The organism is Vibrio sp. 10N.261.45.E2 (assembly GCF_002875705.1).
Lineage (GTDB): Bacteria > Pseudomonadota > Gammaproteobacteria > Enterobacterales > Vibrionaceae > Vibrio.
On sequence record NZ_MCZZ01000120.1, the window covers coordinates 39,833 to 63,439 of the forward strand.

Annotated in this window: 20 protein-coding genes and 2 pseudogenes; 7 read left to right on the plus strand and 15 right to left on the minus strand. The window is 43.7% G+C overall.

Features of this window, described 5'->3' with window-relative positions:
- Nucleotides 1-102: 102 nt before the first annotated feature.
- From phaC to BCT34_RS10670, 5 genes and pseudogenes are all read right to left on the minus strand, one after another.
- Entirely contained in the window at nt 103-1,929 is a 1,827-nt protein-coding gene (phaC, locus tag BCT34_RS10650; RefSeq protein ID WP_076651600.1) for a class I poly(R)-hydroxyalkanoic acid synthase, read from the minus strand.
- Between the two features lie 75 nt (nt 1,930-2,004).
- Nucleotides 2,005-2,352, minus strand: coding sequence for a phasin family protein (locus tag BCT34_RS10655; protein ID WP_076651599.1), 348 nt, complete (start codon nt 2,350-2,352; stop codon nt 2,005-2,007).
- A 131-nt stretch (nt 2,353-2,483) separates the two neighbouring features.
- Nucleotides 2,484-3,311: pseudogene (locus tag BCT34_RS10660) on the minus strand (acetyl-CoA C-acyltransferase).
- 21 nt (nt 3,312-3,332) lie between these two features.
- Nucleotides 3,333-4,073 (minus strand): annotated as a pseudogene (locus tag BCT34_RS10665) (SDR family oxidoreductase).
- A gap of 584 nt (nt 4,074-4,657) precedes the next feature.
- The gene (locus tag BCT34_RS10670) at nt 4,658-5,338 is read right to left on the minus strand and encodes an SH3 domain-containing protein (protein ID WP_076651161.1); all 681 of its coding nucleotides are present in this window, start codon (nt 5,336-5,338) and stop codon (nt 4,658-4,660) included.
- Between the two features lie 96 nt (nt 5,339-5,434).
- Between BCT34_RS10670 and BCT34_RS10675 the strand changes: the two genes are divergently transcribed.
- The gene (locus BCT34_RS10675) at nt 5,435-6,010 is read left to right on the plus strand and encodes a hypothetical protein (protein WP_076651160.1); all 576 of its coding nucleotides are present in this window, start codon (nt 5,435-5,437) and stop codon (nt 6,008-6,010) included.
- 269 nt (nt 6,011-6,279) lie between these two features.
- Complete coding sequence (locus tag BCT34_RS10680) at nt 6,280-6,522, plus strand: hypothetical protein (RefSeq protein WP_017062621.1); 243 nt, start codon at nt 6,280-6,282, stop codon at nt 6,520-6,522.
- Between the two features lie 170 nt (nt 6,523-6,692).
- On the opposite strand, the gene BCT34_RS10685 is transcribed toward BCT34_RS10680, so the two are convergent.
- Nucleotides 6,693-7,151: an Lrp/AsnC family transcriptional regulator gene (locus BCT34_RS10685; RefSeq protein ID WP_076651159.1), complete on the minus strand. Its 459-nt coding sequence runs from the start codon at nt 7,149-7,151 to the stop codon at nt 6,693-6,695.
- A gap of 149 nt (nt 7,152-7,300) precedes the next feature.
- Here BCT34_RS10685 and BCT34_RS10690 point away from each other — a divergent pair, with 149 nt between their 5' ends.
- Together BCT34_RS10690 and BCT34_RS10695 are read left to right on the plus strand one after the other, a co-directional pair.
- Nucleotides 7,301-8,230 (plus strand): DMT family transporter, encoded by a 930-nt coding sequence (locus BCT34_RS10690; RefSeq protein WP_076651158.1) that lies wholly within the window; start codon nt 7,301-7,303, stop codon nt 8,228-8,230.
- A 158-nt stretch (nt 8,231-8,388) separates the two neighbouring features.
- Nucleotides 8,389-8,853, plus strand: a complete 465-nt coding sequence (locus BCT34_RS10695; RefSeq protein WP_076651157.1) for an exoribonuclease R — start codon at nt 8,389-8,391, stop codon at nt 8,851-8,853.
- 49 nt (nt 8,854-8,902) lie between these two features.
- Here the strand turns inward: BCT34_RS10695 and BCT34_RS10700 are convergent, their stop codons facing one another.
- The 5 genes from BCT34_RS10700 to BCT34_RS10720 form a co-directional block, all read right to left on the minus strand.
- Nucleotides 8,903-10,276, minus strand: coding sequence for a HAMP domain-containing sensor histidine kinase (locus tag BCT34_RS10700; protein WP_076651156.1), 1,374 nt, complete (start codon nt 10,274-10,276; stop codon nt 8,903-8,905).
- Nucleotides 10,277-10,321: 45 nt separating this feature from the next.
- Nucleotides 10,322-11,053 (minus strand): response regulator transcription factor, encoded by a 732-nt coding sequence (locus BCT34_RS10705; RefSeq protein WP_076651164.1) that lies wholly within the window; start codon nt 11,051-11,053, stop codon nt 10,322-10,324.
- 81 nt (nt 11,054-11,134) lie between these two features.
- Entirely contained in the window at nt 11,135-11,815 is a 681-nt protein-coding gene (locus BCT34_RS10710) for a spondin domain-containing protein (protein ID WP_076651155.1), read from the minus strand.
- A gap of 9 nt (nt 11,816-11,824) precedes the next feature.
- The gene (locus BCT34_RS10715; RefSeq protein ID WP_076651154.1) at nt 11,825-12,508 is read right to left on the minus strand and encodes a spondin domain-containing protein; all 684 of its coding nucleotides are present in this window, start codon (nt 12,506-12,508) and stop codon (nt 11,825-11,827) included.
- Between the two features lie 396 nt (nt 12,509-12,904).
- Complete coding sequence (locus BCT34_RS10720; RefSeq protein ID WP_076651153.1) at nt 12,905-13,246, minus strand: YggL family protein; 342 nt, start codon at nt 13,244-13,246, stop codon at nt 12,905-12,907.
- A gap of 254 nt (nt 13,247-13,500) precedes the next feature.
- Here BCT34_RS10720 and BCT34_RS10725 point away from each other — a divergent pair, with 254 nt between their 5' ends.
- Nucleotides 13,501-15,528: a PhoX family phosphatase gene (locus BCT34_RS10725; RefSeq protein WP_076651152.1), complete on the plus strand. Its 2,028-nt coding sequence runs from the start codon at nt 13,501-13,503 to the stop codon at nt 15,526-15,528.
- A 177-nt stretch (nt 15,529-15,705) separates the two neighbouring features.
- Here BCT34_RS10725 and BCT34_RS10730 read toward each other — a convergent pair whose 3' ends face one another.
- The 3 genes from BCT34_RS10730 to BCT34_RS10740 form a co-directional block, all read right to left on the minus strand.
- Nucleotides 15,706-16,326 (minus strand): LysE family translocator, encoded by a 621-nt coding sequence (locus BCT34_RS10730; protein WP_076651151.1) that lies wholly within the window; start codon nt 16,324-16,326, stop codon nt 15,706-15,708.
- 137 nt (nt 16,327-16,463) lie between these two features.
- The gene (locus tag BCT34_RS10735; RefSeq protein ID WP_076651150.1) at nt 16,464-17,750 is read right to left on the minus strand and encodes a DEAD/DEAH box helicase; all 1,287 of its coding nucleotides are present in this window, start codon (nt 17,748-17,750) and stop codon (nt 16,464-16,466) included.
- A gap of 182 nt (nt 17,751-17,932) precedes the next feature.
- Nucleotides 17,933-18,916: a GTP-binding protein gene (locus BCT34_RS10740; RefSeq protein ID WP_076651149.1), complete on the minus strand. Its 984-nt coding sequence runs from the start codon at nt 18,914-18,916 to the stop codon at nt 17,933-17,935.
- A 563-nt stretch (nt 18,917-19,479) separates the two neighbouring features.
- Here BCT34_RS10740 and clcA point away from each other — a divergent pair.
- Nucleotides 19,480-20,886, plus strand: coding sequence for a H(+)/Cl(-) exchange transporter ClcA (gene clcA / locus BCT34_RS10745; RefSeq protein WP_076651148.1), 1,407 nt, complete (start codon nt 19,480-19,482; stop codon nt 20,884-20,886).
- A 206-nt stretch (nt 20,887-21,092) separates the two neighbouring features.
- Complete coding sequence (locus tag BCT34_RS10750; RefSeq protein WP_174571127.1) at nt 21,093-22,073, plus strand: TDT family transporter; 981 nt, start codon at nt 21,093-21,095, stop codon at nt 22,071-22,073.
- Between the two features lie 149 nt (nt 22,074-22,222).
- On the opposite strand, the gene hmpA is transcribed toward BCT34_RS10750, so the two are convergent.
- On the minus strand, nt 22,223-23,419 hold the full coding sequence (hmpA, locus tag BCT34_RS10755; protein ID WP_076651147.1) for an NO-inducible flavohemoprotein: 1,197 nt from the start codon (nt 23,417-23,419) through the stop codon (nt 22,223-22,225).
- Nucleotides 23,420-23,607: the final 188 nt, after the last annotated feature.

Consider the following 23,607-nt stretch of genomic DNA (forward strand, 5'->3'; position numbering starts at 1 on the left):
TACGTTTACCTAATATGGGTAGACACGAAAAAGCCACTGATTTCAGTGGCTTTTTTATTATATGACGTTGCGTATTCTAATTATTTTAGCTGAGTTTATACCCTAGGCTTGTTCTTCTGGTGTTTCTTTATCTGCAGTCGCTTTATCACAATTCTCTTTATCAACAATCGGCAATACTTGTTTTACATAGTTACCAGGCGCTTTGCCAATCACAGGGTTAAGCTCTGAACCTTGATTGAAAGGTTCGATTTTTTCATCCGTTTCAAAACCTTGTAGCCACTGATTCCAGTGTGTCCACCAAGAGCCCTCATTATGAGTAGCGTTAGTTAACCACTCATCTGCCGAGTCGTCTAAGTTGTCATTCAGCCAATACCCGTACTTCTTCTTGTCTGGATGGTTAACAATACCCGCAATATGACCCGACTCGCCAAGCACGAACGTCTTGTTTCCGCCAGTATTCAAAGCACCGCGATACGTCCCCTGCCACAGCACGATATGATCTTCTTTGGCTGAAATGAAGTGGCTTGGTATTTTTATCTTATTGAGATCAATCCAAACACCGCCCATTTTGACACCTTTGTCTTCAACCAGTTTGTTTTCAAGATAAAGCTCTCGCAACAAAAAGTTATGACACTTGGCCGCCACATTTGTGCTGTCACTATTCCAGTACAGAAGATCAAACTCCATTGGGCTGCTGCCTTTGAGGTAGTTATCAATGTAGTAGTTCCAATACAAGCTGTTTTCACGCAGCAAACTGAATGTCACGCTCAATGAGCGACCGTCCATATAACCTTTGGCGTCGTTTTGTTTTTCAATCGCGTTGATGATTGTCTCATTGATATACGCGCCTACCTCTCCCGGTTGGGAAAAATCTAACAAGGTAGTAAAGAATGTCGCGGTTTTGATGCGCTTTTTCATCCGTTTCGCAGCGTAGTAAGCAACAGTAGAAGCTAACACCGTACCGCCAATACAGTAACCGGCTGCATTAATTTGTTCTTTGCCAGTGATGTCTTCAATCGCAGCAACGGCTTTAACCACACCTTCCGTGACATAGTCACCAAACTCAGTGTCTTTCTGCGCTTCACCTGGGTTACGCCAAGACATCATGAATACGCTGTGTCCTTGTTCGAGCAACCAACGCACCATCGAGTTCTTCTCACGAAGATCAAGGATGTAGTATTTGTTGATAAACGGCGGCACGATCAACAAAGGGGTCGCGTTTACCTGCGGTGTCTTTGGATAGTATTGAATCAGTTCGAACAGATCGTTTTGGAAGACAACATCACCTTCCGTGTTCGCGACATCCACACCCAATCTGAAGGCGTTGTTGTTGGTCATTCGAATCTTGAGTATATCGGCGCTTGCTTCAACGTCTGCTTGTAACTGCTCTAAACCGTCAAGAAGGTTTTCACCATTTCGTTCAAGCGTCAGTTTCATCAACTCTGGATTCGTTGCAATAAAGTTGCTTGGAGAGAGTGCATTGATTGCCTGACGTGAAAAGAACGCCACTCGCTCTTTGGTTTTCTCGTCAATACCATCAATCGAGTTGATGGTGTCAATGTAGCTTTTGCTGAATAACAAATAGAATTGCTTAATAAAGCTGTAGAACGGATCGTTTTTCCACGCCTCATCAATAAAGCGCTTGTCGCTGCGGTCTTCTGAGATAACACTCTCAGTGTTACCCATCAGCGCGGCATTCTGCCAGATCTTAAGTTGCTGTTCCCACCATTGAGATTGTAACTGAAGTAGAACTGCAGGTTGGTTAGCGGCTTGCTCGAAGATTTTTGATGCATCATCAAAGTTCAATTCTTGCATCGCTTGGTTTAGGGGAGATTGCGCGGCTTCCTTGTTTTGTTCAAAGCTTTCCCACCATTGCTGGTTCGTTTGTTGAAGTTTAACAAGGTAGTCCGAAAAGAAGTGTTGAAACATAACATGACTCCAATAATCGGAAAATCGCCACCGAGCCTCACAATAAACACTGCGCTAACTCGATGGCGATTAAATTTATGCAGGTGTAACTGTTTTCAAGTTTTCAGTTGTTAGTGTTTCAACATCTTCTTTGAACTCTTTAGCCACTGCTTGAAGCTTTGAACTATCACTCATCATCTGTTGAGATAGTTGAGTTAGCGCTGCGAGCTGCTGGCTGTTGAAAGCCGTTAGGCTAGTCACATCTTTGATCTCAGTCACTGCTTTCATTTGTGCAAGGCCCATGTCCGTGTAAGTCTGCATTGCATTCATTTGCAGTTCAGTCATCGTTTGGACGTTCTTTGCAACCAACTTATTGAACTTTAAGTACGGTTCAAATTGCTTTTCAGTTTGGTCAGTAATTGTTTTGAAAATATCCGTGTACATAAGTAACTCCTGATGAATACATAGTTTAATAAATTTGTGTCACTATCGTTTCAGCCAACGCTCATCGATTAACTCCCGATGCTTAGAAGAGCTGATTCGATATTTAAAGCTTGCTAGCGATATATCAGGTTCTAACCATCAATACCCTTTAGCAAAACAGCGGTTCCCATTCCCCCACCCACACAGAGTGAAGCAACGCCATAAGTCGTTTTCTGTTCAAGCATTTCATGGATAAGTGAAACGATAATTCGATTGCCGGACGCACCTAAAGGATGGCCAAGCGCGATTGCACCACCATTAACGTTGACCTTTGGTTTGAACGCATCAAGTGGCAAGTCATGCTGCTCTGACAATTGGTACATCACGCCAAGAGCTTGTGCTGCAAACGCTTCATTCAATTCAAACAAATCGATTTCTTCGAGAGTAAGATTAGCTTTATCAAGCGCTTTAGAAACAGCTTCTACAGGACCTAAACCCATAATCTTTGGGTCCAAACCTGACTGTGCGTAACTGGTCAGTTCCACTAATGGTGTTAAGCCATATTTCGCTACCGCCGACTCAGACGCTAAGATGATTGCACTCGCGCCATCATTAATGCCAGAAGCGTTACCCGCCGTTACGGAGCCTTCACGATCAAAGGCTGGGCGTAGCTTTTGTAGACCTTCGAATGTAGCGTCTGACTTCGGATACTCATCGGTATCAAAAGTGACGTCATGTTGACGCCGTACGCTGGCGTTTCTTTAGTAGATTGAAGCTTGACGCGCTACACCCATGCCTTGCCCAGCAGAAATAACGTTACCGACGATCACTTCATCAATCGCATCTAACGAAAGCTCGACAGACTCAAGTGCACCTTTGATCGCAACGCCAGCTAGCTCACCCGCAGATATGTTTTTTAGCGACCCAGTGAATGCACCAATAGGAGTGCGCTTCGCCGCAACAATAAATACTCTTTCCATCATTCCCTTCTGTTGCGCCAATTAGTGCATGTACAAGCCGCCATTCACAGACAGTGTCTCGCCTGTGATGTACGCGCCAGATGCACTCGCTAAAAAGCCCACTGCGTCTGCAATTTCAACAGGCGATGCCAAGCGTTTCATCGGGATTTGGTTCTTGATTGAATCAAGTACTTCAGGCTTCATTTGCTCAACCATAGGGGTCGCTGTATAGCCAGGGGCAATCACGTTTACTGTTACACCGCTGCGCGCTCCTTCCGCTGCCAGAGCTTTAGAAAAACCAATCATTCCAGCTTACGCTGCCGAGTAGTTCGTTTGCCCAAACTGACCTTTAAGACCATTGACGGAAGAGATGTTGATGACTCGGCAGTTACCTTTTTCACACATTGATGCAAATAGAGGCTGAGTCACATTGAATAGGCTGTTGAGATTCGTCTCAATCACATCTTTCCACGCTGCCGCATCCATCTTTTTAAAGAAGCTATCACGTGTAATTCCCGCGTTATTAACCAATACATCCACGGTGCCTTCTTCTTCTAACAACTTGCTCAAGCTCAACGCACACTCCTCAGTATTGGTCACATCTAATTCAAACAATCTCACTTGATCTTCGGTGAATTGCCTTTCATTAAACCAATCCAATGCACATTGGTAATTTCCAGTAAAATAAGTCGCGATTACTCGATAACCGTCTGCAACTAATTTAGAGGAAATTGCTGAGCCGATACCGCCTTTTGACCCTGTAATTAAAGCAAGCTTTTTCATTAATGGTTCCATCCCTTACAAGCAATTAAATAACAATGATATTAATAAGATAATGTCTTAGTCGATAATAAAAATTTACGTTTTGCTTTAATTAAACCCTACAGCTCAAAAACAAACGGTATTATTACAGATATAAAATATTTTCGTATCATGATTAAAAACTAGACTTGCATCCCAAAACCGATGAAATGTTACGCACATGTAAAGCAATGCAAGACTATGATATTAGTAAGGTTTATTTAATTTCACTTTTATCATCAAGTCGATAAGCCTTTGTTTACAATAAATAAAATTACACTCCTCAACTTGTTTCAATAAGAATGCAATATTGAAAAAGTAAACAATTGATCGTAGGAATAATATCGAGCTTGCTATTTACTATTAATAAATCTATCGAGGTGTTTCTATATCAAATTCAATATAAGTAAATATTAAAATCACACCAACTAACAATCTAACTCGATGAGTAAAATTGAATAGGCAATGAAAAAGCCCACTCTCAAGAGAGTGGGCTTTCGATATAAATCAATAAATAGAAAGGCTAATCGCTATAAACATATCTGATATTAATAGCGAATTGGATTCTACTTAGTAAATATTTCATTTGTATTTACATCAAGATAAATTTTGTTTTCAAGGGACAGCCCACCGCAATAAATAAAATAGACATCTCGCTCACTGTACTTCACCGATTTCACCCAACCGCCTAATTCTTCGAAATCACTTGGGGCACATTCGCCCTCAGAAATCAGCTTTGCGACCGCATTACGGAATTTCTCTTGGTGGATCTTAAGATCGTCAGATTTTACCAAATAAGAATCCAATATCTCTTTACTTTCTTTCTCTGAAATAATCACTTCATCATTCGATAAACCTGACATAGCAACCCACTCCGCAGTTTGTGGACCACCTTCCTTTAGGACGATGTAATCTGAGATGCGAGCCCATTCACCTTGCTTCTCAAGTACTTCGACCTTTTCTCCTTTGTAGAGGTAATCTGTGATTAAGCCATCGACTTCAGGTTGTTCAACCACTTCAAGCTTTCTCTCCAAAACGTAAAATTCCGTCTGTTCTGGTTCAGGTTGAAGATCCATGATGGGTGCGAGATCAGATTCTGATTGCTTAGTAACTTCTTGCTCAGGCTCGTCCGTTTGTTCTGGTGGAATTGGGTCTTTGTTCATGACCAAGAAGTAGTATGCCGCTCCTCCTCCGCCCAATATCAACAACACAAGTAAAGCGATCAGCGCTTTTTTCATTAAATCCACCAGCTATTCCGTTATAGGTATGCCTCAAGTGTACATCAACTCATTCTCCTGCTCATCTATACTCTCAATAGAGAGCACAGTAAGTTGAGGAAAGTCATGAGTTTTTGGGAGAAAGTGATCATTTTATGCGTACCTTTGAGTGGCAATGTCGCTCTAGCGAATCATTGTGACCGTGAAAACTGGCAAGCGCTGTTGGATCGTCAACTCTCGTTTGAAAGTCGTTATAATCAGTACACCAAAGAGTTCAACCAAGTTCTCTCTACCTATGAATCACAAACACTGTTATCTAAACACTTTAATGAAAAGCAGGTCATTGAGCTTAGGGCAAAGTATGAACAAAAGTTTAATATGCAGCTCAATAGTCATATGAATACCGCGTATGACGTCTCTGAGGTTTTGTTACAACAGGCGTACGTAGTGTCTACTGAACTCGAAGGCGCTCAGTCGTTAGAGTATTCATGGAAAAACATCGCCAAACACTGCACCAAAGACAAACTCCCGCGTCAGGCTGAAAGCGCTCAAGTGCACGTACAAAGCTCACAATCACTATTGAGAGATCTCCATACACTCAGTGAAAAATTCCGTCAGCTATCATCAAGATACCGCAAAGAAGCGACGATGATTGATGAAGCACGTCAAACTAACCTGCAAATAGAAGACACACCAAACTGAAATCACCTTTGGGTTTCCTCACTTGAACGACTGGACTTTTCAGATAAGTATGCTCAACCCCATTCATAATATTTTAATAATGCGTTAATCAAAGCTTTATCAATAACTTGTAAAACTAATGTGCTAACTATCAACAAAGAAGTTCAATTTCCAACCGATGCAAGTGAGTATGTGAGATATTCATCACAAAATAGATTTACAAACGCCAGAAAATTGTTATCATGAATCTTCATATAACTTAATAACAAGAAACATTTTGGCTAGGTAATATGCAAAAAACTATGGCTTTCAACTGCTTGAGTAACACGGAATGGACTGCAGAGATAAGAGGTAAACTTTTATCCGTAGCTAAACACATGGAAGAGTTCGGTTCAGTAAGTGAGCTAGAGCTATGTAAGATATTTGGAGAGACAATTTGGAATGACGGTGTGGATTATCATTCACATGCTTTTTCATTCAGAATTAACGCACAAACCGGGGATTGTTCAATCTCTAACTTTAAGTATCACTAAGTTTTGCACCTATCATATACGGAGTACCTTTCACTAGGTGCTCCGTTTTTTATTTCTTCAGGTCTACTGTTTGCTAGAAGATAGGTACTTGCCACTGCACTCTCTTTCTACAGCCAAATCATTTCGTTTTCAGCTCATTTCACCCTATAGAGTCTCCCCGTACCTTCTTTCTAACCCATATAAACCGGTAATGGCGCATTGCCTTTTACTTGTCTTATCGCAAGGTGGGTATGAATATCTTTCACGTTAGAGAGCCTTTGAAGTTTTCTTGTAAATGCCTCGTAGGCCATCAAGTTCGGGCTAACCACTTCTAGCAAATAGTCATAAGCCCCAGATACAACGTGGCAACTGATGACCTCTTCCATCTCTACAACAGCCGCTTCAAACTTATCTATCGACACTTCTTGGTGGTTGTTTAGGCTCACCTCAACAAACACACTCATTGCGATGCCGACTTGTTCTCGTGACAAGCTCACACGATAACCATCAATAATCCCTTTTTCTTCTAACCTTTTGATCCGCCTTGCACAAGGTGAAGGTGATAGACCCACTTCATCAGCAAGCTCTGCCGTGGTTAATCTGCCGTCTTTTTGTAGCAGTTCGAGAAGATGTCTATCAATTCTATCCATAGTATTTACCAAACATTAGTCAAATCCGTTAATTATTTATCAAATATTAGCAAAAATCATCAATGACAGCTCCAGTTAGAACAAAAGTTGCCAACCTGTGGCACACCAACTATTTCATAATGAGTCATCACCCACTTTCCTTTTATGTTATGAATCTTGGCTACTTATCTATAATTGTCACGCTACTCATTTGGGCGAGCTTTTTTCTTTCTCTCAAAGGCGGCGCAAATTCAGATCTAACACCTGCAGATATCGCTCTCACACGATTTCTCATTCCTGCTTTGGCGCTATTTCCTTTGGTGTTGAAAGCGCGGAGTGCCATTGCCATCGTCCCTAAACGATATCTAACGGGTATGTTTTTAGGTAGCGGATTGCCTTATCTGCTTGTTGCAGGAACGGCCATGCAGTTCGTTCCTGTATCACATGGCAGTGCTCTTGTTCCGGGCACGCTTCCGCTGTTCGTCACAGGAATCGCAGTACTCTTTTTTAAGCAACCGCTCAGTCGACACCGTGTCGTAGGCTTAGGTCTGGTTTTGCTCGGGATAGTGTTATTTCTAGGAAATAGCTTAAGCAGCTTCAATTTTGAATACACCAAAGGCCACTTGTTGTTTTTGTGCGGGAGCTTAATGTGGGCAACCTTCACAATCTCAGCCCGTGTTGCTAACCTGAATGCGTTGGTCAGTGCGGGTTTTATTTCTCTTTGCTCTACTTTTCTATTGGTGCTTCTTATCCTGACAGGTGTACTCCCTAGCCATTTAATGGATACACCTATCGCTCAATGGCCTTTCGCAGAGCTTGCCGTTCACTCTGCAGTGCAAGGCGTTGGAGCGGGTTTAATCGCTGCGTTCACTTATTTATATGCTGTTAATACATTAGGGGCTGAACGCTCTGCCGCCTTTGGTAGTGCAACACCCGCTGTGGCAACCTTATTGGCAATCCCGCTTTTTAATGAGATTCCAGATATGATGACATGGCTCGCCCTTGGTTCGATTTGCATCGGCAGTTTGGTCGCAAGCAACATTTTCATGAAAAATGACCAGTCGATGCATTACCAACCGCCAAGCCATAGCAAAGCGTAAAGGCGTGAACTTGCACTATTTCGATCAGTTCGAACGCTCGTTTCTAGGTCTGTGAACCCCAGATCAGCCTACAAAGGTAGGCTTATCTAAAATCTGCTTTTTCTAAACTCGCTTCTCCATTAAACTGTCCGACCTTTTTGCAGATCCAAGAGAACACCATGCAACGCGACTACACCTTAAATTGCTTAATCACCATGCCTCGCCATGAACTAGAAGAATTTAGTTTAAGAATGATTCATCGCCTTGTTCCTGAAGATGCAATGACGGAATTGTTTACGTTCGAGCAAGAAGAAGTCATCAGCGAAGAACGCATGCAATCGGCGAAATTTGACGCAATGCTTCGAATGACCGCTATCGCACTTGGTGAAGTAAACCTAGCCTTTTCGGAGTCCGAAAGCTCGCAACAGAACATCGAACGTATGACTCGCCTACTGCTTTGGCACTTCTACTCAATTTCTTTCAACCTTGAAGAAGCAATCGCAATCGAAGTGCACTGTGAGAAAGTAGAAAAGATCTTAAAGAATGCACCTAAAGATGCGTTTGGCTGGGTTAAAGAATTAACGGAGCTGCTTCACTTCTACGCGAAAGTGAACGAAGGCAACGAAGACAGTAAAGACGCTTAACGTTACTTCTACGTAAGAACACATCAAGCTAAACCGAAGGCAGATAGAGCTATACCGAAGGCAAGTAAAAGCTTTGCTGAAATGAGTTCTCTGCCTTTGTTGTTTCTAGCACACTGTGATGCAACATCAGTATCGACTGAGCGATCTTGGTTCCTATACCCAATGAACCATTCGGCGCTTCCTGTTCAACCTCGTTGTGAATCACCACCTTCACCCGCTTCGAATTCTCTTCAAAACCAACATCTAACGACACCACAGTGCCACTTGGGCTATGCCTCAACGCATTATCTAGCAAATTTAAAATCAGCCTTTCAAGCAAACTACTGTCACCCACAGCCTTGATACCATTAGGCATATTCACGTTCAACTCCACATTCTTGTTGCGATACTGGCTTTGAATCGTTTCTAAGCACTCGCTTAGCAACCCATTAAGATCGATTGATGCGTATTGATAGGTAGGTACGGGGTTATCATTCTTGGCGCTATCTAGCAGCGAATGTAGTTGTTCAGACAACTTGTTGCCATTACGGTAAGCCACGTCAATTAGCGGGTCTGATTGTGGGTTTTGAATCTTCCACGTTTCTAGATAACCCAACACGCTCGACAATGGTGTTTTCAAATCATGACTGAGCTGCAATAAGCTTTGTCTGCGATGTGACGACTGATATTCAAGTTGCAAAAATTGCTGTTGAATATGCTTCGCCATCAATTGATAAGAACGTGCAATCGGCACCAACTCTGGGACTTGATGGATGAAGTTTGGATCTAAACGAAAATCATGCTCGGCTTGTTGTTGCAACTTGTTGGTTACTGCTTCTATTGGGTTTAACAGGCTACGTTTGACCAGCAGATAAGCCCCAACCGCAAAGCCGAAGATAGAGATCAGCATGAGCCCCGCTAGCGCAATGTATGGCGTGTCGACCTGTGAATTGGCAATTACGGTGTGGCGATTACTACCAATCAAAACATACAGGTAACCAACAGTAGAACCTAATTCTTCAATCGCTGCCACAGAAAACACCTTGCGAGAACCCGGATTGATCGGATCCTCCCCCAGAATTGGATATGGCTCATCGTTTAAAAACTGTTGAATAGGCGCTAGGTCTATCTGGTTCGCTAACACAGTGCCTTCTGGCGCAGCATGAGTCGTAATCTTGCCCTGACTGTCGAGGAAATAGATATCGAAGTCTGGGCCTATCAACATCAAAGTGTGGAATATGGATTTGAGCGCTTTAGGGTTATAGTCGGTACCAATCATCAGAGGGTTATCATCGCGCATATGAACCGCGAGCTCTTTGTGCAAGCTCTGTTTAGTTCTCTGTTCGATGGTCTCTTTTTGCCAATGATAGGTGTAAGCAATCACCACACTCACGAGCAGAAACCACAAACTTGTGAACAGCACTAAACGTGATTTAAAACTCATGCTCTCTCCTCAAAGAACCGCTAGCTTAGGACGCGGCACATAAACCTAAGCTTTTGACTCAAACTTATAACCAACACCCCAAACCGTTTTAATGAAATCATCATCACTATTTGGCATCGCAAGCTTGGTTCTTAGACGATTGACTGTGCTACACACAGTATGGTGGTAGCCAGAGTGATGAGTGTTCCAAACATGATCGAGCAGCTCGTCTTTGCTATACACACGCCCTGGGCGGGTTGCTAAGAAATGAAGTAAGGTAAACTCGGTTGCAGTCAGCGGCACATCTTGGTTATTGAGTGACACCTGATGGCGTTCAGGTTGGATGGTAAGCCCGCCAAAATTCATAATAGACTCTGTTGTCACAACCTCTTGAGTGGCAGATTCAACATGGCTCAAACGGCGAAGAACGTTCCTCACTCTTGCTTGAAATTCAAGAACGCTGAAAGGTTTCGTGATGTAGTCATCGACACCGGCTTCTAAGCCTGACACCTTGTCTAGCTCTGCGTCTCTTGCTGTTAGCATCAGTACAGGCGTCCAGTCTTCTTGTTGACGTAACAAACGACAAAAATCGAGTCCGTCACCGTCAGGTAAGCCACGATCCAGTACGATCAAATCGAAATGAGCACCTTTATAGAGCGTTTGAGCCTTCTCAATAACATTGGTTCTTACTACGTCATGTCCTTGAAACTTGAGGTGCATCTGCACCAGTTCTGCCAAGTCATCATCGTCTTCAACCAACAATATGTTTGCCATCATATTTACCGCAGCACTATTCATGATCCCTGCTCTATTCTGAGTCTGCCCACCTTTCAATTGACCGGAACAGAGCAGGAATTCTTTCATCGCGTGTTCACCAAGTTACTCTGTGCGAGTAATGGTGATTCGCGCACCGGGGTTAAGGAAGCGATGATTGCCACTTAATGCGGAGATCGTGAGGCCGTCGTCTTGGCTGATTACGCCAGAGTGAAAACTCACTACATCGGTGTCGTTTCGTGTGGTATTAAAACCTTCACCTCCGCCTGCTGGGCCTGGAATGGTTGCGGCAAGCTCATCGTTCAGCTCAGTTCCTGAATCCCAGACATTCATATTCATAACGAAGGTGTCACCCACCGCTAATGACTTAAGTAACAAACCGGATTCGCCGACAAACGCATCATTAGTATTCACCAACATCGAAGCAACAGAGATATAGCCTTCTTGATTTGGGTCGACACGAATAGATACAGTATCTTGCTCACCTGACAGAATCAGCCCATTGCCTGAGATGCCTTGATAAACATTGGCGTCACTGTCACTGAGCGCAAGCAATTGAGCATTACTTCCTCCTTCTGCTAAGTATTCAAGATCGACAGAGGCACTTTGTCCAACTTCAAACAGGTCAAAACTCGAGTTATGAGTCAGTACAGCCAGAGGCGACATGGGTTGGTTGGGCGTGAGGTTGGTAACACTCACATTGTAACGGTAGTAATCATCGTCATCATCAGGACAACCAGCCAAAACAGCCACAGATGCAGCGATAAATAGAATTCTAGCTTTCATAGATCCCCCTTACTTCACAACAATCGTGATAGTTGCTGCAGGGTTTAACCAACGACGGCTACTGCTATCGAGGTCACTAATGCCGCCCGCCGCGTCACTATCACCAATGTTACCCGGATGAATATGAACCTTAGCGTTTGATATCGCAGTTTCTACGCCAGTACCACCAGCACCAAAGGTAATAAATGGAGGGTTTGGCATACTGCCCGCCAGCTCATCATTGGCTTCCGTACCTGCGTCATAACCATTTAGAGTGGCTTTATACGTGCCCGCTTGCGTTGGGATTTTCCAGCTATCTAGACCAACAAAACCGTCGTTAGTTGGCAGCAACATGGCACCCAATGATAAGTACTCTAAATCACCAGTGCTGATATCAAACGTAGTTGCGACACCCGGATTCAAGATTCCGGCAGCTGGGTTCTCAACCACCACGCCTCCCGCGTTAGCAATGACACCAGATAAACCTGAAATATCGCCAGCTTCAGCCATGGATTTCAATTCAGCAGAAGCCGTTTCACCCGTTCTAAACATGTATAAGCTTGAGTCATGAGCCGCCGCTAAGATAGGTGTAAAATAGATCCCTTTGGTTGCATTAGTGACAGTCACTTCAAGCTCTGCAGCCTGAACTTGAGCCGCTCCGAAGGCCAATATAGCCGAGCTGATCACTAAGCTAGTTTGAGTGCGTTTATTCATTTTGATTCCATCCTTTATTGAGTCCTATCGTTGCCAACAAATCAATAACAGCGATATACCGTTACCTTTGCTAGAACGAATTGCGGTGTTGTTGACTCTAAGAATGGCGATCAAATCTATCAGCAACTTCATTGAATTCTCATAAAAATCTCACAAGTTTATCCAAACTTATCACTGCAAAAATAAGTAGCGATAAGGTAATGATATTTATGACAAACCTATCAATTTCATATTTGCATAGGAAGTGAGATAAGAACAAAGTAAAGGACATAAATGGAGCGAATTAAACGCAAAAAGGCCGAATCGATTTACCGATTCGGCCTTTGTTTTCGCCTGTTGTTACTCGTTCTTAAGCCGTATTTGACCTTTAGATTAAACTAACAACACAACATCAAATTAGAACGCGTAGTTTGCGTCAATCAGTTCGCTAACTTCCACTTTGCTTACTTCAGCACGAGCCTCAAGCCATTGTGCAACTTGCAGTTGCTCAGCTTCTGTTACTGAACGGTAGCGCTCAATTGAGCATAAGAAACCTTCAAACAGCTCAAGGCCGCCGCCACCAAAGCACAGACCGATACTGTCGATAAAATCAATGAACTCGTCAATGAACACATCGTATTGGTCAAAATCAGCAGTCGAAGTCTTGCAGCTTACTTCAAAACCCAGAATTGCGAATTCACCTAGGTATAGTTTCTTGCGAAGGCGGCGATTTTTGTTTTCGATTTTATCTAATTTCATAACTGTCTCTCTTTTCGTTTGATAAAGCATTTATACACAGTTCCACCCTAATCCCCAAGAGTTTTGTATTGTACGAGAGTGTTAATGGCAAAAATCGTGCTACAGAAACAAAACCTTAATCAAATCTATAAAAATCTGTCACTTAACTGCTTCACGATTGGTCACACATTTATCCAAACTATTAACTAATTCATTAGTAGATGGGTAAGTCATGAATAACGAATAAGAAAATCAGCCAATAGGAAGCAGTCGCGATGAGCAAGGAAACATTTGATAGCACTCGTTTTAACAAGAGTAAAAACAAGCCCTTCGAAGAAGTGTTAGATGCAAACCTTTCAAGAAGAAACGTATTGAAAGGTGGGTTAGGTATCAGTGCTATGACCGCCTTTGGTGCGTTTGGTTTAGCGGGGCACAGCACAGCTAACGCCTCTACAATGCAGGCAACGGGCGCACAAAAAAGCACGGCGACTCTAGCATTTGAATCGGTTAAAGGCTCATTAACAGACAGTGTTGTCGTACCGAAAGGCTACACCGCACAAGTTCTGGTTCCTTGGGGCACGCCACTTAACAAGCAAGGTAATGCTTGGTCAAAAGACGGCACCAACAACGCACAAGATCAAGCAAACGCACTGGGCATGCACCACGACGGCATGCACTTCTTCCCGCTTGATGGCAACAGTAATGATGGTTTGTTGGTGATCAACCACGAATACATCGACCAAAAAGCACTGCACACTAATGGTCCTACATACAATGAAGGCAACCGCCCTAGCCTTGATGAAGTTCGCAAAGAGATCAACGCACACGGCGTGAGTGTCGTGCGCGTTAAACTTGAAGGCAACCAATGGGTAATGGTCGATAACGATCCCCTTAACCGCCGCTACACTGGCGCAACCGTTATGGATCTGTCTGGCCCTGTTGCTTACAGTGAATTTACCAAAACCAAGTTCTCACAAGACGGCAGCCAAGCTCGCGGCACATTGAATAACTGTGGCAACGGCTACACACCTTGGGGCACTTACCTAACTTGTGAAGAGAACTGGCCGGGTTACTTCGTCAATAAAGGCGAAACAACACCAGCACAAGAACGTATCGGCATTGCGACGGATAAAACACGCTATGGCTGGGACACCCTTTCAGGTAACAAACAAGAACGCTTAGATGAGTTTGCACGCTTTGACGTAACACCAAGCGCTGATTCGCCGATGGACGATTACCGTAACGAAGCACATGGACACGGCTACATTGTTGAAATCGACCCATACACAGCGAACTCTCGCGCGAAAAAACGTTCTGCACTGGGTTGTTTCCGTCATGAGGGTTGTACGTTTGGTAAGTTGACCGAAGGCGAGCCAATTGTATTCTACTCTGGTCACGATTCTCGTTTCGAATACCTGTACAAATTTGTTTCTGAAGCGAAATGGGACCCGCGTGACGCAGAGCCAAGCAACCGACTAAGTGCGGGCGACAAGTACATGGACAAAGGCACGCTGTATGTGGCTAAGTTCAATGACGATGGTTCGGGCACTTGGCTACCACTTACGCTGAGCAGCAGAACAACCAACGGCGGTAAGCTAGGTGATTCATTTGACTCTCAAGCAGCACTTATCATCAATACAGCAGGTGCTGCCGACCTTGTTGGTGCAACGCCAATGGATCGCCCTGAATGGTGCTCAGTTGACCCAATGACAGGCACAGCTTACCTAACACTGACCAACAACAACAAGCGTAAAGAAGCGAACTCAGCGAACCCTCGCGTAAATAACAAGTTCGGTCATGTTATCCGTTGGGATGAAGGCAAAACGGCGAGCGAATTTGACTGGGATATCTTCGTATTTGGTTCTCCAGCAGTGGAAGATCAGTCTATCAACCGATCTGGTCTAACAGATATGAATCAATTCGCGAGCCCTGACGGATTGGCGTTTGATGCTCGTGGCATCCTGTGGATTCAGACTGATAACGGCGCAGACGAAGTAACGGGTTACACCAATGACCAAATGCTGGCAGTCGTTCCATCTCAATTAACGGATGACCAAGGCAACAGCGCGGTGATTGATGCAAACAATCAAGCACAGTTAAAGCGTTTCTTCGTAGGTCCAAACGGTTGTGAAGTGACTGGCTTTACCATCAGCCCAGACTTCAAATCACTGTTTGTGAACATTCAACACCCTGCGAACTGGCCATCATCAGATGATGCAACGGCTCAAACTCAAGGTAACGTTCGTCCACGAGCATCTACCGTTGTGATTCGTCGTGAAGACGGCGGTGAAATAGCGGTTTAATACGTAGGCTAAACAAGATCAGAAACACTTCTGTTATTTAGTTTTTGTTACCTAGCTCAGTAAAATCAAAAAGAGCGATAAGGCCAAATGCCCTATCGCTCTTTTTATATTCGGTTAGTTCTTCGATTCAACAAAGAATCGGTGACTTCGTTAACGACTCGTTGTCGCTGCTCAGAATTAGCTCACGAACAACCACACACCAACGCCCATCATCAATGTGCCTGCAATGCGGTTCATCAACTTAACGTTATCGGCCTTGCCCAGCATATGCTTTAAGCTCTTTCCACCTGTCGCGTACAGCGTCATACAAACAAATTCCGAAACCAGAATAATCGATACGAGAATCAACAACTGCGGTGCTAAGTCTTTATTACTGTTAATGAAAGGAGGCAGCAACGAGATCATAAACGCCCAGCCTTTGGGGTTAGCAATCGCAGTGACAAACCCTTGAACCACTAAATCCCAATCATTGCTAACTTTTGTTGTTTGGCTGTCGGTACTGATCGCCAGTTTGCCTCTTGAACGCCACATCTGAACACCCAAATAGAACAAGTAACCCGCCCCCACAAACTTGAAACCAGTGAATAACCATGGGTAGTTCAACATGATAGATGCGATACCTAATACCGCAGCTACCGAAACCACTGCGACGCCTGCCAACTCGCCGACCATCATCCATAATGTGCGCTTATAGCCAATACTCATACCCAGTGTTAAGGCTAACGTCATACACATGCCTGGGGTGATCGAAACAAAGAAAAACGTGGGAATGAAAGCCAAAAGTAGCGCGCTATCCATATTATTACCTTATCGACTTATTATAATTTGAGTGTTGTTACTTGTTGATGTGCCTTTGAAAGAAGCGACGTAGTATTTCGCAACACAACAAAAAAGAGCCACATTACAGTGGCTCTTTTCCATCAACAACCGTAATTTTACTTACGACGGTTTTTAATTCGCTTCATCATAGTCAAACGGCGTTCAGCGCTTGCTTGGTCTTGTGGCGCATCATTCGCGTTGTTCTTACGACCCTGACGGTTTTTGTAAGCCGATTTAGTGTTCAGCTTCTCGATGTAAGCATCACGTTTCTTCGGCTCATAACCTGGTTGTTCAACACGGCGAATACGCTGTTGAATCAGTTTTTCAACTTGCACAACAGTCAGTTCTTCTTCGCGGTTAACGAAAGACACAGCGTGACCTTGCTTACCAGCGCGACCTGTACGACCAATACGGTGAACGTAATCTTCCGCTAGGAAAGGCATGTCGTAGTTGATTACGTGTGGTAAGTCTTCGATATCAAGACCACGAGCCGCAACATCGGTTGCCACCATCACGCGTGCTCTGCCTTCTTTGAAGTCATCCAAGGCGCGACGACGAGCGCTTTGCGCTTTATCACCGTGGCATAGCACTGCTTTAATACCGTCTAGCTTAAGTTCTTTAACTACGTCATTTGCTGTTTCTTTATAGTTCACGAACACAAGCACTTGGCGCCAGTTTTTACGACCAATAAGTTCAGAAAGCAGTTCTGTTTTGCGCTCTTGATCCACTGGGTAAACCACGTGACCGACAGTTGCAGCCGTTGAGTTTTCACGTTCAACACTGATGCGCTTTGGTTTACGCAGAATATCAACCGACAGTTGGTTTAACTGAGTTGAAGTTGTTGCAGAGAACATCATGATTTGCGGAGATGTTTCTACATCCAACATGATCTTACGAACCGCATTGATAAAGCCCATATCAAGGATACGGTCAGCTTCATCGAATACTAGGAATTCTAGGTTAGCAATAGACACGTTACCCGCTTCTAAGTGCTCTTCTAGACGACCCGGAGTCGCAACCAAAATATCCACACCCAGTTCTAGTTGACGAACTTGTGAAGACATCTTGTTACCACCGTAAACAGCAGAAACGCTTAGTTCAGTGTATTTAACGTAGTCTTTGATGTTTTGAGCGATCTGCGCAGCAAGCTCACGAGTTGGAGCAAGAATAAGGCCGCGAGCCGTTCCTCTAGACGCTTTTTTACCGCTGTTCAAAAGGTGTTGGATAACAGGCAATGAAAATGCCGCTGTTTTACCCGTACCGGTTTGAGCAGTAGCAAAAATATCATGGCCTTTACGAGCCATTGGAATCGCTTTTTGTTGAATTGGAGTGAGTTTTTCATAACCACACTCAGTCAACGCTTTGACTAATTCAGGAGCAAAACCTTGAGAGGAAAATGACATTGTTACGGGTTCCTTAAGCAGACAGCCTACATTCTTATTTCAGCCGAGCACTATAAAGTAATTAGAGTGATTTATCTCACATTTATCGTGATATAACGCAAACTTTCTCATTTAATCTGGTGTTTACTCCACCTTCAACGAAGTAAACACCAAGATCCTTTGTTCAAACAGCAAAAATAGCGCTATTTGATGCCACACAACCTGAGTAGAATTTGCTCTAGATCTCCCCAAGGCATGAGTTGTGAATCAATCACTTCAAGTCGAGATTCAAAGCCATCCAGTGTAATTTCGTTAACAGATACAACTTGGTTCGCCACATTAAATGCGTAACAACCTTGGTCAGTATTCACCACCGCTTTTACACGCTCAGCCGTAAGATCCGACAGCATTGAAAACAGCGCATCAAAATCAAACTTATGCTCTGCGCCAAACAACCAACCACAGCTGAAATAACCCTGCCCTTTATTCTCTTTACGGATAAAAGCTTCACCGGGAGGCAGTTGGAATTGAGGCTCTTGTTCAGCGTGATCGTGATGGTGTGCTTCAATATGAGATGAAGCACTGCCATGTACTCTTTCAATGTCCAACACTTCCAATGGCACTTCACCATCGTGAATGAGCTTATGGAAGACTTTTGCTGGCGTTTGATCCGTCACCCAATCATTAAACACATCGATGTCTTCAGAATGCACAAGATCAACCTTGGTACCAAGAATCACATCTGCACTGTCTAGTTGGTCATTGAAGTTCTGATTCGAGGTGTACTTTTCATTGGATAGATTGCGAGGGTCAACCAAACCAAGCGTCGCTTTTAAATCAACATAAGGTGTGTATTGTTCTGAAGTTAGTGTCGCAATAACCTGTTTAGGATGACCAAGCCCTGTCGGCTCAATCAATAAACGGTCTGGCTTTTGACGCAGTAAAGCATTAATGCCCACCGACATAGGAACGCCCGCAGTACAACACATGCAGCCACCCGGCACTTCTTTAATCAAAGCGCCTTGATCTGTCATCAATGCGCCGTCAATGCCGATTTCCCCGAACTCATTAACCAGAACAGCCCAGTTTTCATTCTCAGGTTTATTTTTAAGCAGGTTCAAAATAGCTGTCGTTTTGCCAACACCCAAGAAACCCGTAATGATGTTTGTAGGAACTTTTTTGGTCATATCAGTTCTCCTTTTTAAGGGAGTATATACTCAATCACCGAAAATTTGACCCCAATCGATTGTTTATACTGAGATTGGTTAATAGAGGTATGGCGAAAAATATGTTCAGAAGAGATAAGAGTAGAAATAAGCAAGAGAGGTACCATGCGGAAATTGGATGCTCCAAACGAACTAAAGGCGTACTTTGTCAGTACGCCTCACCCTCGTTACTCAATCGTGAGTTCGCGAATCAGGAAGCCTTAAATATCGACCTGAACATTTAACGAGGAACTAAAACTTTGTTCTGAATCCATCCAAATTGTGTGTAAAACCTCACTTCTCCTTGCGGTCTGTTATGTTGCTTTACGATTTAACTATGGTTCATTTTTGGGGATATTCAAGCTACCGCGAGAGAATCGATCAAAATTGTGACAGTGATTCCACTATTAACCGTTCGTTCCATTTATGGAATACGCACATTTCATAAATGGAATTCAACTTTTCATCTTTATTGCTATAGGATATGTAGAGGTCGCGTATAATTGATACGTGCTCCACGTAACTAACTCAGGAACCTTACCTCAATGACCAGAAGAGAGAAAATTAAGCAGTCCCTTTTAGCTAAAATGCCAAGGGATGCTATTAATCAATTTCTCTCAAGAGATAAGACCCCAGCTTCCGTTCTCTTTCTTTCTTGTATTGTGGGTGTACTTGCGGGTGTAGTGGGTACCTATTTTGAAGTTGCGGTTCATTTCATCACAGAAACTCGTACCGATTGGCTGAAAGATGAAATCGGTAGCCATTTACCACTTTGGCTTGCTGCTTTCCTTATTAGTGCTGCATTCGCCTTTATTGGTTATTTTCTCGTTCACCGCTTTGCTCCAGAAGCAGCTGGTTCAGGTATCCCTGAAATCGAAGGTGCGATGGACGGCATGCGTCCTGTTCGATGGTGGAGAGTATTACCCGTAAAATTCTTTGGTGGCATGGGCGCGTTAGGCTCAGGGATGGTTTTAGGTCGCGAAGGACCAACCGTTCAAATGGGCGGCAGTATTGGTCGTATGGTCACTGATATCTTTCGAGTCAAAGATGATGACACTCGTCACTCACTGTTGGCTTCAGGTGCTGCTGGTGGTTTAGCTGCCGCATTCAACGCACCTCTAGCTGGCATTATGTTTGTGGTTGAGGAGATGAGACCACAATTTCGCTACTCACTTATATCAATCAAAGCCGTCATCATCTCAGCGGTTTCAGCCAACATTGTGTTTCGTTCTATCAATGGCCAATCTGCCGTTATCACAATGCCTCAATACCAGCCACCTGAACTCGATGCACTTTGGTTGTTCTTATTGTTAGGTGTGTTATTCGGCCTGTTTGGTGTAATTTTCAATAAGCTGATTACGCTTTCCCAAGACCTCTTTGTGGCGATACACAAGAATGACCGTAAACGTTACTTGATGACAGGCACCCTACTTGGCGGTTGCTTTGGCTTATTACTGCTCTATATACCTGAATTAACTGGTGGTGGTATTGGTATCATCCCGAACATCACTAATGGCAGCTACACCACCAACGTGTTGCTGATGATCTTCTTAGGCCGAGTGATCACTACCCTGCTTTGTTTCGGCTCTGGTGCGCCAGGCGGTATCTTTGCACCAATGCTTGCGCTAGGAACACTCTTTGGTTATGCGTTCGGGCTTATCGCGGCGGCATTCTTTCCGGAACTGAATATTGAACCGGGTATGTTTGCAATTGCTGGCATGGGAGCACTATTTGCCGCCACCGTGCGAGCACCTATCACTGGTATTTTGTTGGTTATTGAAATGACCAATAACTACTACCTCATACTGCCGTTGATCATCACCTGCTTAGGCGCGGTAATCATTGCTCAAATGTTGGGTGGGCAGCCAATTTACAGCCAACTGCTAAACCGTACGCTGAAAAACGAGAAGCTAAGACAGCAAGATCTCCCTCAACAAGAGGAAGTGCGTTAATTACAAATGACTCACGAAACAAAAGCACACATTCAACGTGCTTAATCTCCCGATTCCGTATCAAAATCAAAAAAGCAAACGTTAAACTTGGTATCATTCACTCAAAATTAGTTGAGTTTCCTCAAAATCTATTGATGGAAAATCTACACGCTCTAACTAGAGCAAATAATGCAGTATTCTGTAATTAACTAAGTTGGAGCAAGTCGTTGAACTGGAGAAGATTAACCCAAGTAAAAAATGTGCCGCCCTCTCAGGCGTCTTTAGCACTTGGCGTTATTGGGTTAGGACAAGCTTGGGCTCTATATATACCGGGCATTGGTGAGATCCTTCGCCCCTACCTCGCTTCATTCGGCGCACTGTTATTACTGCCTGTTTTACTGCGCTATTTAACAAGCTTTAATACCTTCCTTAATGACATACGCCACCCATTAGTGGGAAGCTTAATGGCGCCAATGAGCATGGCACTTCTGATTCTGTGCGACTACTTAGCCGAGATATCGCCAGTCATCGCCTACCCAGTTTGGTTCTGTGCGCTATTGCTGCACTTTACCATGATGGTGTTGTTCTTTAGTTTTCAGATCATCAACTTCAAAATGTCGAACATTGTACCGAGTTGGTTTCTGTATCCGGTCGGTTTGATCAGCAGCTCCTTAGCAGGCACACAGTTTGGCCATACCGTCTTTTCAGAAACACTTGCGGCCACTTGTATCGGTATCTATTTCCTTATGCTACCAGTCGTGTTGTACCGCTTGGTGTTTGAAGGCAACCTGCCACGTCGAGCAAGGCCAACACTTGCTATCATGGCAGCTCCGGTTAATTTATCGTTAGCAGCCTACTTGGTTAACTTCGACAACCCAGACCCTATCCTGACAGGTGCGTTGTCGGGGATTGCCATCACCATGACACTATTAATTTACCTGTGTTACATCCGCCTAATGCGTCTGAAGTTCCAACCTTCGATTGCTGCCGTCACCTTCCCATCCGTGATCAGCGCCATTGCGATGCACCGATTAACCACTTTTTTCGGCGCGGAATACCCGCAATGGTATTGGCTGCACAAGTTTGGTTTCTTCGAGCTTACCATCGCAACCATCCTAGTGATTTGGGTTGCAGGCGGATATGTGAAGATGTACTGGCCTGAGTTTTTCGATTCGAACTACATATCTAAAAAGATCAAACGTTCTTAATGAGATGCTAGTGTGATTAACCGTACTCACCACGATTCTGTGACGACAAACGGGACACACCAAACGAAAAAAGGCCTCACAGCGTGAGACCTTTGAATAGGCAAGGTATTAATAGTTCAAACGAATGTTAATAGAACTATCGAGGGCGATTAGAAGTTAGCGTGAGGGCCGAATACTTCGTAATGTACACGTGAACGATCAACTTTAAGTGCATCTAATTGTTCCACGATATTCTTCATGAAACCAACAGGTCCACAGATATAGAAATCACTCTCTTCAAAGCCTTTAGTATCAGAGATAGACGCGAGATCCATTTGACCTTGATGTGTGTTTTCACATGCAGATTCGTCTTTATTCATGTACCACGTTTTCGCTTCCCAACCTTTATCGGCAACGATATCTTTAACGCGGCTCGTGAAAGAGTGTTGGCCTACGTTTTCACAAGCGTGAAGGTAAAGCACTGGCTCGTTTTTATCTTCCGTATTTAGGTACTCAAGCATAGACTGCATTGGCGTTACACCAACACCTGCAGAGATAAGCGTTACTGGCTTGCTGCGCTCTTGGTACATAAAGTCACCCGCTGGTGCGTATAAGCTAACTTCATCGCCAATTGCAACCGTGTCGTGTAGGTGGTTGGATACAACACCTTGTGTCTCTTGGCCTTGTCCTTCACGTTTAACAGAAATGCGGTATTGCTTGCCGTTTGGCTTATCTGACAGTGAATATTGACGAATCTCGCTGTATTGAGAGCCTTCAGGTTTCACTTCAATACCAATGTATTGACCTGGAGTGTAATCCAGAACTTCACCGCCATCTTTTGGCTGAAGGATAAAGCTTGTTACAAGTGCTGATTCTTCAATCTTATCTGCAATCACAAATGCACGTGCCGCTTCCCAACCACCTACAGCTTGCTTACGCTGTAAGTAAAGTTCAGCTTCACGATCAATGAATACTTGCGCTAAGAATAGGTAAGCGGCTGTCCATGCTTCTTCCACTTCTGGAGTAAACGCGTCAGCAGCTAATTCACGTAATGTTTCAATCAGGTGTAAACCAACAATTTGGTAATGCTCTGGTTGAATGTTAAAACTTGTGTGTTTCTGAGCAATGCGTTCAACCGCTGTTGTTAACGCTGCTAGGTTTTCAATGTTCTTTGCATAAGCCGCGATAGCTTCAAACAGTGCTACGCCTTGGCGACCTGTTCTTTGGTGAGTCATATTGAAGATATCTTTCAACTCAGGGTTATGCGCGAACATACGTTGATAAAAATGCTGAGTTAAAGCAGGGCCTGCACTCTCAAGTAGAGGAATAGTAGATTTGATGATTTCGATATGTGCATTGTTAAGCATGAATTTACTCCGAACACTGAGCCTTATGACCTATATGTCATTTTGACTACTGAAAATTTAAGAATGACTTATCGATTTTCTGAAACGTTAGTTATTTTTAGAAACCGAGTTATTTTGACTCACTTTTGTTTCAAAAAATCGTGGAATCTGATTAATGCCGCTTGATTGATTGAGATCAAGAATAGTCT